This window comes from Mycobacterium sp. TY815 (assembly GCF_030755135.1).
Taxonomy (GTDB): domain Bacteria; phylum Actinomycetota; class Actinomycetes; order Mycobacteriales; family Mycobacteriaceae; genus Mycobacterium.
Map to the genome: position 1 here is coordinate 175,173 of NZ_JAUFRX010000002.1, position 12,460 is coordinate 187,632.

Sequence of the window (12,460 nt, forward strand, 5' to 3'; positions counted from 1 at the left end):
GCTGGGTATGTCATCAGTGATTGCAACGCCTGAGCTGGTATTGGGGGCCGCTGAGAACCTGGCGGCGATTCGCTCCTCCCTCGACGGCGTCGCCGACGTTATCTCGGGCCCGACGATCGGGATTGCCGCTGCAGCGCAGGACGAGATCTCGACGGCGCTGGCTACGATGTTCAGCGACTTCGGCAGGGACTTCCGGGCCATCGACGCGCAGGCCGAGGCTTTTCATGCCCGATTCGTTCAGCTGGTGAGCGCCAGCGCTGTGGACTACGCCGACGCCGAGATCGCCAATACCGCCCAGCTGCTATCCGGCCCGGTCAGCCTGCACACGCCGGGCGGCGCGCTGGCGGCGGCTTCCGACATTGACCCCCTGTCTCGCTGGACTCAGGTCCTTGGCACCACAACCCGCAATGCCCAGTCGGCACTGGGCGCATTCCAGGCTGGCGTCAGCACGCTCTTCGGCGGTGTCTCGACGGGGCTCCGCCAGCTGGCCACCAATCCCGCCGCGTTTTTCGGCAACATCCAGACCGCCGCACAGTCGGTATTCCTGGTCGGCGCACCCCAGGATGTCGCATCGGCCGTCGTTCAGCACACGCTCGGCGGTATCACTCAGGCAACCAATCCCGGGGCAGTTCCTCCCGCACCGACGGTGGTCCCACTCAATGACGTCCACGTCGAGTTGTACACGGGGCTGGCCGGACTCGGTGATTTCCAGACGGGAACGTCGAGTCTGGAGACCGCATTGGTAGCCGGTCTCACCAACTTCGCGGCGTCTCCGGCGAGCGGCGTACTGCTCGGCGCCGTGGGACCCTTCGTCAGTCCCGCTGTCGCGCTGTGGAATAGCGCCGGCAGTGTGTTCGCCGACCTCACCGGAGGATCTCCGACCGCGGCGCTCGGCCATCTCCTCGACACACCCGCGAACGTCGTCGACGCGTTCTTCAACGGCGCGACCCTGAACCTGGATGCCTTGGCGCCGGCCGTCAACCCGTTCGTCACGTCCGGCTCCGCGGGCGGCGAACAACTCGACGGCGTCAGCCTGGCCTTCGGTGGCCTGTTCAGCCCGGGCCAGGTCGTCAGTGGCGCCAGCGGTCCGATGTATTACGGCACGGGCGGTTCTCTGCTCAACGCAGTGGGATTGGAGCTGAGCTTCTACCCACCGGACGACTTCGCCGGCGGCAGCCTGAGCATTCCCGCGATACCGGTGGGTCCCATCGGCGCAACAGCGGGCCTGATCAGCATCCTCGGACAGGCGCTGGGCGGAACCTTGCTGGCGCCGTAGTAGATCTATCCGCGGCGACGAAGGGGTCGCCGACCGCGTCCAGCAACCAGAAACCCGGTCTGGGGCGGCACCGCCCGCAGCGGCAACGGCGACACCCCGCTCAGGCCGGAACGACCACGCGGCTGGGCAGGTCGGCCGAACTGGTCAGCTTCAGGGCCGGGTCGACAACGTCGCCGTCGCGCAGCGACTTGACGTCGGTGTAGTAGCTCATCGACGTCAGCCATGGCTGCCCGGCGCCCTGGCGGGGCAGTTGATCAACCGCGCGCTGGACGTACCCGGCCCCGAAGTCCAGCAACGGACGGGTCGGCATGCCCGGGTCGTCGAGGACCGGGCGTGCGGTGTCGTAGCCGTGGGCGTCCATGTACGTCAGCAGTCGGCACAGGTGCTCGCACAACAAGCCGACCTTCAGCGTCCACGAGGAATTGGTGTAGCCGATGGCGTACGCGAAGTTCGGCACGTCGGAGAGCATCATGCCCTTGTAGGCGACGTGATCGGGCATGTTGACCGGCTCGCCGTCGACGGTGAGGGAAATGCCCCCGAACGCCTGCAGGTTCAAACCCGTTGCGGTGACGATGATGTCGGCGTCGAGTTCGCGTCCGGACTCCAGCAGAATGCCCTTTTCGGTGAACGTTGCGATGCGATCGGTGACCACCGACGCGCTGCCGTTCTTGATCGCCTTGAACAGGTCGGAGTCCGGCACCGCGCACAGCCGCTGGTCCCACGGGTTGTAGGTCGGGCTGAAGTGTTCGTCGACCGGGTAGTTCTCCGGCAGCTGCTTGGCGTTGAGGTACCGGATGACCTTCCTGGCCACGGTCGGATACTTCTGGCAGAACTCGTAGACCGCGCGCTGCTGGAGGATGTTCTTGCGGCGGGCCAGGGCATAACCACGCTTGCCGCCGAACACCTTCTGCGCCGTGTTGGCAATGACGTCCTTCGACGGCACCGGCATGATGTACGTCGGCGAGCGTTGCAGCATGGTGACGTGTCCGGCGCGCCCGGCCATCGCCGGCAACAGGGTGACAGCGGTGGCGCCGCTGCCGATGATGACCACCTTCTTGCCGGTGTAGTCCAGGTCCTCGGGCCAGTGCTGCGGGTGCACGATCTGGCCGGTGAAACGCTCGCGACCCTCGAAGTGTGGCGTGTAGCCCTCGTCGTAGCGGTAGTAGCCGCCGGCGCAGAACAGCCAGTTGGCGCTGATCTGGGTCCGCGTCCCGGTGTCGGTCTGCTCGATGTCGACGACCCAGCGGGCGTCGGCGCTCGACCAGGACGCCCCGTGCACCTTGTGGTGGAACCGGATCTTGCGGTCGATGCCGTTCTCGGCGGCCGTCTCCCGCAGGTAGGCGAGGATCTTGTCGGCGGTCGCGATCGCGTCCTCATCGCGCCATGGCTTGAACTCGTAGCCGAAGGTGTGCAGGTCGGAGTCGGAGCGAATTCCGGGGTAGCGGAACAGGTCCCAGGTACCGCCGGTGGCCGCGCGTGCCTCCAGGATCGCGTAGCTGCGCCCGGGGTGCTCGCGCTGCAGGTAGTAGGCGGCGCCGATACCGGAGATGCCGGCCCCGATGATGAGCACATCGACATGCTCGATGGTGGTGTCTACGGCTGTGTAGGACATGGTCTCGACTCCTGACAAGAGTGAACTGTTGTGTTCCATCGTGACCGCTTGCACCGAACGGCCCAAGATAAGATCTGCCCAATCTGACCGCTTCTGTGGTGCAAAGTGCACCACCAATTTACTGTGGCTAAATGGTTTGGAAACTCCCGTCGGAGCCGGTCAGGGAACTGATTCGGCAGTGCGCGCAGATCAGCGTCAATCCCCGGGCCGAATGGCTCGACGAACTCGACGCCGAGGTGCTTGCCGCCAGTCCCGCGATCGCCGCCGATCCGGAACTGGCCGCGGCGGTGAGCCGGAGCAATCGGGCCAACCTGTACTTCTGGGGAGCGGCCAATGTGCGCGACCCCGGGGCGCCGGTGCCGCCGAACACCGGTCCCGAGCCGATCAACATCGCGCGCGAGGTGGCGCGCCGCGGCCTGACGGCTTTCACGCTGGATGCCTACCGGGTGGGCGAAGGCGTGGCGTGGCGGCGCCTGATGGAGATCGCCTTCGAACTGACCTCGGATCCGGCCGAACTGCACGAACTTCTGGACGTGTGTTCCCGGTCGATCAGCGCCTTCATCGAGGGCACGCTCGCGGGCATCGCCGAGCAGATCGACCAGGAGCTCGACGACCTCACCCGCGGGACCCACGCTGAGCGACGCGAGACCGTCGCCCTGATCCTCGAGGGGGCCCCGATCACCCGCAAGCGTGCCGAGGCCCGGCTGGGCTATGCGCTGACCGGGCCGCACACCGCGGCGGTCATCTGGAGTGACGACCCTGCCGGCGATATGGCCCGGCTCGATGCGGCCGCAGAGGCGCTCGGCCACGCCGCGGGAGTTCGGCCGCTGACCATCCTCGCCAGCGCCGCAACTCGTTGGGTGTGGGTGCCGGCCAGGTCGATTGACACTGCCGCGCTGAGCCATTCGATCGATTCCGACATCCGCGTCGCCATCGGCCCGTGCGCCGAGGGAATAGACGGGTTCCGCCGCAGCCACTTCGACGCCATCACGACGCAACAGATGATGGCGCGACTGCAATCGCCGCAGCGCGTCGCGCTTTTCGCCGACGTGGAACTGGTGGCGTTGATCACCTCCGATACCGACCGCACCACCAAGTTCATCCACCACGCGCTCGGCGACCTGGAGACGGCAGGAAGCGAACTACAGGAATACGTGCGTATTTTCGTCCACGAGCAGTGCAACGCATCGCGTGCGGCGGCGCGGCTCTACACCCATCGCAACACCCTGTTGCGCCGCTTGGCGCGCGCCGACGAACTGCTGCCGCGGCCCCTTGCCCAGAGCAGTGTCAACGTAGCCGTGGCACTGGATGTGCTGCGCTGGAGTGGCCGGTAGCGAGTTCGTCTCGGCGCGATCTTTATTGAATTTCGCGAATCCCCTGCGGCCGCAGACAAGAGCCGTTAGTGTTCATTTCAGGGTCGGGGGACCCAAACTCAGGGGTCGGGGGACCCTAAAATTCAAAACCATTACAGCGCTGGAACATGCGCGTTCGGGTTGCGCTCGCGAGAGGCCGGGATGCCGCGTGCGTCGTTGTGGTCCGCATGCGCAGACCATCGATCGCGCACGCGGGATCCAGGCCCTGGCGACTTCGCTTCGCGGCCGGGCATTGCGGGCGCGCATTCTCTCTATCGTCACGCCGTGGCCGCCGAACTGCGCCGCGTCCAGTACCCCGGTTCGGCCCTCTCAGTGGGATGATGACGAGGTGGCTGACGGCGAAACACCCTCAGAAGTCTCCGGCGCATCCGAACAATCGGCGCCCGCCGGACCACCTCCCGCGGCAGCGCCGGCGCCCGCACCCACGGCGAACAGGCCGGTAAAGACAACATGGAAAATGTTGTTCGCTGCCCTGCCGGGACACCTGGCCACCGGGCTGACTCACCTCGGCCGGTGGCTGACCCAGCTGGGCCGGTGGCTGGCCCGATTGGGCAGGCGCCTCGCGCGGCTCGGTGAGATCAAACCCACTCCGCCACAAAAGTTCGCCCTGCTCAGCGGACTTGCCGCGGCGAGTATCTTTGGAGCGCTGGCGTTTCCGGCCAATCCGATCGGACAGGCGTGTGTCATCGCTTTCGTTCCCGGACTCTGTATCGCCATCGGCGTCTACGGCGCGCGCTGGCACGTCGGGCAAGGACTCGATCAGCACCTGATCCGAGCCACTCAGACGGCGGTCCATACCACCCTGCAATTGCGGAAAACGGTCCACTACGTCGACGAACGTCTTTCCGCGGCGCAGACTCACCTCGAGAGCGGCGGCGACGAGGGTGCGCTGATCGAGATAGTGCGCGCCAGGACCGCGACCGAATTGTCCCTCGGTGTTTCGGAAGTCCGGCCACGGCAGTGGGATTCGGCACGCGCGGTCCAGGCCGCCGGGGAAACCCGCGGCTCTTCGGTGACCCGGGCCACGACTGACGGCGAGTTCATCAGCGGCAGCGTCGCCCGGGTGGAAGACCAGTACACCGTGATCCTCAATCGCGGCGCGGTGCACGGTATACGGCCGGATATGGTCTTCGCGGTACTGGCAGACGGGGGTGATCCGATTCTCGACCCCGAGACGGGTGAGGTGATCGGCGAACTGCCCGCCGAAAAGCTGCGCGTCAAAGTCGTTGACGTGCAACCGAAATTCTCGCGTGCGGTGACCTTCCGCACGTCGACTCCCGCACTGGTCGCCTACCCGGCGATGAGCATGTACTCGCTGAGCGCCGCAGGGGAGGTCGGGACCTTCGACTTCAGCGACGAGTCACTCAGCAGAATGCTCGAAAACGAGTTCGCTGAATCGACTTTCGTTCGGGAGAAGATCGCGACCGCCAAGTCCGGCGCGCAGCCGGTCCGGCCCGAAGCGGCGATCGACGTCGGCGATCGGGTCCGCCAAGTCCGCTGCTGAGCCCCCGGAATCTGTAGGCAGCCGGCCCGTCGCGGTTCTGCCGTTGAGGCGTCACGAGGGCCTATCGCCCCGGGCACTTAGACGGCACCACGATGGCACCCGAAGCCCCACTACCCGGCTGTTCCGTTCGCGCCCTGGGTGCCCGGGTTGCCGTTAGGGCCAGACGGAGGTGTGACTCCCCCGCTGCCACTCGCACCGCCAGTGCCGACCGTGCCGGCGCCACCGCCCGTGCCGCCGGCACCACCCGATCCAGCCGCCCCGCCGGTACCCGCAGCACCGCCCAGGAGCCCACCACGTCCGCCCACTCCACCGGGAATACCGCCGGCGCCACCGTTCCCACCGTCGCCGCCGTTGCCGGCATCACCACCTGCGCCGCCGGCACCACCGAAGGTGGTGACCCCTGGCACGCCGACTGCTTTGCCGCCGGTGCCGGCGTCACCACCCGCCCCTCCGGCAGCGCCCAACCCGCCGATCCCCCCGGCACCGGCACTCCCGCCGCTGCCACCGCTGCCGAACAGCCCTACGGCTGCACCGCCATTGCCACCCACACCGCCTGCCCCGCCGTTGCCGCCGTTGCCGCCGTCGCCGCCGTCGCCGCCGTCGCCACCGACTCCGCCGGTTGCCGTGATACCCGAGGAACTGCTGGTGCTGTTGACGGTCGCGTTTCCGGCGTTGCCGCCGAGGCCACCGCCGCCCCCGGCGGCGCCGTTGCCACCGGCACCGCCCGCACCACCTACGCCGCCGTTGCCGCCATTGCCGAACAGCGTGCCTCCGTTCCCTCCGGCGCCGCCCGCGCCGCCGGCACCGCCGTTTCCGCCGGAAACGCCGGTCACGCCGCCGGCCCCGGAGCCGCCGCTTCCTCCCCTGGTGGCACCGACGCCGGAGGCGGTGAGTGCGTTGCCCCCGGCGCCACCGTCGCCGCCGCTGCTGCCCGGGGCCACCCCCGCGGACCCGTTGCCTCCGTTACCGCCGATAGCGGTGCCGTTCACACTGGTTATCGTCGCGTCACCCCCGGCACCGCCGTCAGCGCCGGCTCCGCCCGCGATCGAGACACCGCCGTTGCCCCCGGCGCCGCCCGTGGTGACCAGGCTGGTTCCAGACGTGGATGTCGCGCTCGCGCCGTCGCCGCCCGCACCGCCGGTAGGAGTCAGGCCAACCCCGGCGCCGCCGGTGCCGCCATTGGAACCGGTCCGGCTGCCCGGGCCGCTGACATCCGGGGGGCTGATGCCGGCACCGGCCGCGGGGCCGGGGGTTGGGTTGCCTGCGGTTCCGGCGGCGCCGACGCCGCCGGTGCCACCGTTGCCTCCGGCGCCGATCAAGCCGGCATTTCCGCCGGTGCCTCCGGCCGCTCCCATGCCGCCATTGACGCCGGCCACCCCGACACCGCCGGTCCCGCCCGAACCGCCATTGCCGTACAACCATCCGCCGGATCCGCCCGCACCGCCGGCCGCGCCGGCACCGCCGGCCCCGCCCGCACCGCCGTTGCCCAACAGCCCGGCGGCGCCGCCGGCACCTCCCGGCTGGCCGAAGGCGCCGGGCGCGCCGTTCCCGCCGTTGCCGAACAACAGCCCGCCCGGCCCGCCGGCCTGCCCCGGCGCCGTCCCGTCGGCACCGTTACCGATCAGCGGACGTCCGAGCAGCAGCTGAGTCGGCGCGTTGACGATGCCGGCCACACCCTGCTCCAGCGCCTGCAGAGGTGACACGTTGGCTGCTTCGGCCGCCGCATACAGGTCCGCACCGGTACTCAGCGCCCGCACGAACTGCTCGTGAAAAGCGGCGGCCTGTCGACTGAGGGTCTGGTACCCCAGGGCGTGTGCGCCAAAGACCGCCGCAATGGCGGCGGACACCTCATCCGAGGCCGCGGCCACCACTCCCGTGGTCGACGCTGCCGCGGCCGCACTCGCCGCGTTGACAGCCGAACCGACATTTGCCAGGTCGGTCGCCACCGCCGCCACCGAATCCGATACGACCGTCACAAACGACATGCCCGATCTCCTCACCCGAACAGGACACCCGGCGTGCAACGGCAACCGCCGAGAACACAGACAGCCAGCATCGTATGCCTAATGTGCATGCCTTCGGAACGAGAAATATTTGAGGTTCCGGTGTTTCGCTCTGCGGGGGTCCCGATCAGCCGGCGTCTGAAAGGGGCTCCCCCGCCCGCCGCAGCATCGCCTCCGCATGCCGCAGCACCGGTGAGTCCACCATCTGCCCCTCGAACGCGAACACCCCGCGCTCCGTCTTGGCCGCCAGCAGTACCCGGCGTGCCCAGTCCAGGGTTTCGTCGCTGGGCCGGTACGCCCTGCGCACCACGTCCACCTGACTGGGGTGGATGCACACGGTTACGTCGAATCCGACCGCCACGGCATCGACCGCCTCCGTCTGCAGGCCTTCCGCATCCCGGATGTCCAGATGCACGGCATCGAGCGCCAAGCGGTCAAACGCACTGGCCGCCAACAGGATTGTGGAGCGGACATGGCGCGCCACATCGCGATAGGTGCCGTCCGCGCGCCGGCTGGAGCTGCCGCCCAGGGTGGCGATCAGATCTTCCGCACCCCACATCATCCCGACGGTGCGCTCGGCCGCCGCGATCTCGGCAGCGAACAAGGCACCCCGCGCGGTCTCAACCAGAGCGATCACGTCGCGCGGCGCAAGCGCCGCTACCTGAGCCGCCGACTCGGTCTTGGGCAGCATCACCGTCGTGTACGCGGTGTGCGCCAAGGCTTCCAGATCGCGGGCCTGGTCATCGGTGCCGGCGGCGTTGATCCGCACGACCGTGCGCTCCGGGTCCAGCGGGGTGTCCCGCAATGCCTGGCGTGCGGCCGCTTTCTCCGCCGCCGAGACACCGTCTTCCAGGTCGAGGATCACCACGTCGGCGGCCGCGGCCGCCTTCGCGAAACGTTCGGGACGATCGGCCGGGCAGAACAACCATCCCGGCCCGGCGGCACGCAGACTCATCAGGCCTCCCCGGCGGGGCGCTTCTGCACAAGCGTCGTGCGCACCGCTTTTGCCACGACATCGCCGTGCTGGTTGCGCCCGGTGTGCTCTAGCGTCACGATGCCTTCGCCCGGGCGGCTTTTCGACTCCCGCTTGTTGGTGCACACGGTCTCGGCGTACAGCGTGTCGCCGTGAAACATCGGCTTGGGGAACGACACTTCCGAGAAGCCGAGATTCGCGACGATGGTGCCCAGCGTCAGCTGCGCGACGGACAGCCCGACCAGCGTGGAGAGCGTGAACATCGAATTGACCAGCCGCTCACCGCGAAAGCCCGGTTGGTCGGCGGCCCACGCCGCATCGAGGTGCAGCGATTGGGTGTTCATGGTGAGCGTGGTGAAGAGCACGTTGTCGGCCTCGGTCACGGTGCGCCCGGGCCGGTGCAGATAGATCGTCCCCACCTCGAACTCTTCGAACCACAGGCCGCGCTGGACGACTCGCCTTCCCGCTTCCCCCGCCGACTCGCCGACTGTGGAATCTGCGACGCGACTCGCCGGTGCAGCGTCGCCGGATTCACGCTCGGCGGGTGTCTCCACCGTCACGACAGCCCCAGCGAGCGGGCGATCAGCATCAACTGCACCTCCGTGGTGCCCTCGCCGATCTCCAGAATCTTGCTGTCCCGGTAGTGACGGGCGACCGGGTACTCATTCATGAATCCGTAGCCGCCGTGAATCTGGGTGGCGTCGCGGGCGTTGTCCATCGCCGCCTCCGAGGAGATCATCTTGGCGATGGCCGCCTCCTTCTTGAAAGGCTTGCCGGCCAGCATCTTTGCCGCCGCGTCGTAGTACGCGGTGCGCGCGACGTGTGCGCGCGCTTCCATGCGCGCGATCTTGAAGCTGATCGCCTGGTAGGAGCTGATCGGCTGGCCGAAGGACTGCCGCTCGTTGGCGTATTTGACGCTCTCGTCCACGCAGCCTTGTGCCACCCCGGTGGCCAGTGCGGCGATCGCGATGCGGCCCTCGTCGAGGATCGACAGGAAGTTGGCGTAGCCCTTGCCGCGGGTGCCCAGCAGATTCTCCTCGGGCACCCGCGCGTCGTCGAAGGTCAGCGGATGGGTGTCCGAGGCGTTCCAGCCAACCTTGTTGTAGGTCGGCTCGACGATGAATCCCGGTGTGCCGTTGGGCACGATGATGGTCGAGATCTCCTTCTTGCCGTCCGCGATGGTTCCGGTGACGGCGGTGACGGTGACCAGTGAGGTGATATCGGTGCCGGAGTTGGTGATGAACTGCTTGCTGCCGTTGACGATCCATTCGCCACCCTCGAGGCGCGCTGTGGTGCGCGTGCTGCCGGCGTCGGAGCCGGCGCCCGGTTCGGTAAGCCCGAACCCGGCCAGCGCCCGTCCGGCAAGCAGATCGGGCAGCCACTGCTGCTTCTGTTCCTCGGTACCGAAGCGGAAGATCGGCATGGCACCCAGACCGACGCCCGCCTCCAGGGTGATGGCCACCGACTGGTCGACCTTGCCGAGTTCCTCGAGCGCCAGCGACAGCGCGAAGTAGTCGCCGCCCATGCCGCCGTACTCTTCCGGGAAGGGCAGGCCGAACAGGCCCATCTCCCCCATCTTGGCGACGACCTCGTACGGGAAGCTGTGCTCCTCATCGTGTTTGGCCGAGACCGGCGCCACGACGGTGCGCGCGAAGTCGGCCACCGTGTCGCGGAGGTCCTCGTATTCCTTGGGGATGGTCCCTGCGGGAATCGTTGTCGTCATGATTCGCTATTCCTTGCCTTCTGTTGCTGTGCCCGGGACCAGCCGGGCCAAGACCTGATCGACGGTCACCTGGTCGCCGACCGACACCAGTACCTCCACCTGCCCGGAGACCGGTGCCGCCAGCGAGTGCTCCATCTTCATCGCCTCGACGACCACCACCACGTCGCCCTCCGAAACCTCGGTGCCCGAATCCGCCTGTACCGCAATGACACTGCCGGGCATGGGGCTGACGACCTCTGCGGGGCGCTCGCCTGCCGCACGGTGGATCCGGTGTTCCTCAGCCTCCCGGATATGCCAGGTGCCACGCTCGTCGGCGATCCACAGGTGCCGGCCGGCTTCGGCCCAACGGTAGTCCCGGCGCACGCCGTTCAGCGCAACGCTCATGCGCCCCGGCGCGATCTGTGCACTGGCAGTGACGGTTTCACCCTCGCCGACCTGCACCTCGGCCGCATCCGGCAGGCCCCACACAGAGACGGTCTCGGTGCGCTGCGGAGTGCGCATCGCGGTGCGCACCGGCGCGGCGGCGGCTCCGATCCGCCATCCGGTCGGGGCGGCCCACAGGTTGCCGCGTGCGCGCCGCTGCAGAGCCCACTGGACATACAGACCACCCGCGGCAAACACATCGTCAGGCGCCGCCAGCGGTTCGAAGTCACCCAGTCGCTCGTCGAGCAGGGCGGTGTCGAGGTCGCCGGCCTGCACCCGTTCGTCGGCCAGCAGGAAGCGCAGGAACTCGACGTTGGTCTGCACACCGAGCACCGCGGTTCGCGACAGTGCCTGATCGAGCCGTGCCAGCGCCTGCGTCCGGTCACTGCCGTGCGCGATCACCTTGCTCAGCATCGGGTCGTAGTCGCTGCCGACCACGGTGTCGGCCAACAGCGAAGAGTCCACGCGCACACCGGGTCCGGACGGCTCGACGACCTGTAGTACCCGGCCCCCGGTGGGCAGGAACCCGCGCGCCGGATCCTCGGCGTACACCCGGGCTTCGATCGCATGCCCGCGCAGTTCGATGTCGTCCTGGGCGAACGCGAGCTTCTCGCCGGCGGCCACTCGTAGCTGCCACTCGACGAGATCGAGCCCGGTGACCGCCTCGGTGACCGGGTGTTCCACCTGCAACCGAGTGTTCATCTCCATGAAGAAGAACTCGTCGGGGCGTGCGGCGGACACGATGAACTCGACGGTGCCGGCGCCGACGTAGTCGACGCTGCGGGCGGTGTTGCACGCGGCGGCGCCGATCCGCTCGCGCGTCGCCGCATCCAGCAACGGCGAGGGCGCCTCCTCGATCACCTTCTGGTGGCGCCGTTGCAGGCTGCATTCACGCTCGCCGAGATGCACCACGTTACCGTGCGTGTCGGCGAGCACCTGCACCTCGATGTGCCTGGGCCGCAACACAAAACGTTCGAGGAACAGCGTGTCGTCACCGAAAGCCGAGGCGGCCTCGCGCCGCGCGCTCACCAGTGCATCTCGCAACCGGGCGGGTTCCTCGACCATCCGCATGCCTTTGCCGCCGCCTCCGGCCGAGGGCTTCACCAGCACCGGGTAACCCACGTCGCCAGCCGCCGCGATGAGCTCGTCGTCGGTCAGTCCCGGTCGCGCGATCCCGGGCACCACCGGCACCTCGAACGCAGCTACGGCGTTCTTGGCGGCGATCTTGTCGCCCATCACTTCGATCGCGTGCGCGGGGGGCCCCAGGAACACCACCCCGGCACGGTCACACGCCGCCGCGAATTCCGCGTTCTCCGAGAGGAATCCGTAGCCGGGATGAATCGCCTGCGCCCCAGTGCGCGTCGCGGCGTCAATCACCTTCGCGATGTCGAGGTAGCTTTCGCGGGCCGCCGCAGGTCCCAGCCGCACCGCGGTGTCGGCCTCCTGCACGTGCCGCGCATCGGCGTCGGGGTCGCTGTAGACGGCGACCGAGCGGATACCCAGCCGGCGCAGCGTGCGGATCACCCGGACCGCGATCTCGCCGCGGTTGGCCACTAGAACAGTGTCAAACATG

The 12,460-nt window shown here is 68.3% G+C and carries 9 protein-coding genes; 3 read left to right on the forward strand and 6 right to left on the reverse strand.

Annotated features, from left to right (window positions below; genetic code table 11):
* Positions 1–7 precede the first annotated feature (7 nt).
* Entirely contained in the window at positions 8–1,276 is a 1,269-nt protein-coding gene (gjpA, locus tag QXK92_RS20455) for an outer membrane porin GjpA (RefSeq protein WP_306244698.1), read from the forward strand.
* Between the two features lie 100 nt (positions 1,277–1,376).
* On the opposite strand, the gene QXK92_RS20460 is transcribed toward gjpA, so the two are convergent.
* The gene (locus tag QXK92_RS20460; protein ID WP_306244700.1) at positions 1,377–2,888 is read right to left on the reverse strand and encodes an NAD(P)/FAD-dependent oxidoreductase; all 1,512 of its coding nucleotides are present in this window, start codon (positions 2,886–2,888) and stop codon (positions 1,377–1,379) included.
* A gap of 131 nt (positions 2,889–3,019) precedes the next feature.
* Between QXK92_RS20460 and QXK92_RS20465 the strand changes: the two genes are divergently transcribed.
* Together QXK92_RS20465 and QXK92_RS20470 are read left to right on the forward strand one after the other, a co-directional pair.
* A complete protein-coding gene (locus QXK92_RS20465; protein WP_306244701.1) occupies positions 3,020–4,222 on the forward strand; it encodes a CdaR family transcriptional regulator in 1,203 nt (400 codons plus the stop codon).
* A 496-nt stretch (positions 4,223–4,718) separates the two neighbouring features.
* Positions 4,719–5,765, forward strand: a complete 1,047-nt coding sequence (locus tag QXK92_RS20470) for a hypothetical protein (protein ID WP_306244703.1) — start codon at positions 4,719–4,721, stop codon at positions 5,763–5,765.
* Positions 5,766–5,875: 110 nt separating this feature from the next.
* Here the strand turns inward: QXK92_RS20470 and QXK92_RS20475 are convergent, their stop codons facing one another.
* From QXK92_RS20475 to QXK92_RS20495, 5 genes are all read right to left on the reverse strand, one after another.
* Positions 5,876–7,750 (reverse strand): PE family protein, encoded by a 1,875-nt coding sequence (locus QXK92_RS20475; protein ID WP_306244705.1) that lies wholly within the window; start codon positions 7,748–7,750, stop codon positions 5,876–5,878.
* A gap of 145 nt (positions 7,751–7,895) precedes the next feature.
* The gene (locus tag QXK92_RS20480; RefSeq protein WP_306244707.1) at positions 7,896–8,723 is read right to left on the reverse strand and encodes a CoA ester lyase; all 828 of its coding nucleotides are present in this window, start codon (positions 8,721–8,723) and stop codon (positions 7,896–7,898) included.
* Positions 8,723–9,295, reverse strand: coding sequence for a MaoC family dehydratase (locus QXK92_RS20485; protein ID WP_306246358.1), 573 nt, complete (start codon positions 9,293–9,295; stop codon positions 8,723–8,725). Before QXK92_RS20485 ends, QXK92_RS20480 begins: the two co-directional genes overlap by 1 nt.
* Before the next feature lie 2 nt (positions 9,296–9,297).
* Positions 9,298–10,464: an acyl-CoA dehydrogenase family protein gene (locus QXK92_RS20490; protein WP_306244709.1), complete on the reverse strand. Its 1,167-nt coding sequence runs from the start codon at positions 10,462–10,464 to the stop codon at positions 9,298–9,300.
* Between the two features lie 6 nt (positions 10,465–10,470).
* Positions 10,471–12,459, reverse strand: a complete 1,989-nt coding sequence (locus tag QXK92_RS20495; RefSeq protein ID WP_306244711.1) for an acetyl/propionyl/methylcrotonyl-CoA carboxylase subunit alpha — start codon at positions 12,457–12,459, stop codon at positions 10,471–10,473.
* Between the last annotated feature and the right edge of the window lies 1 nt (position 12,460).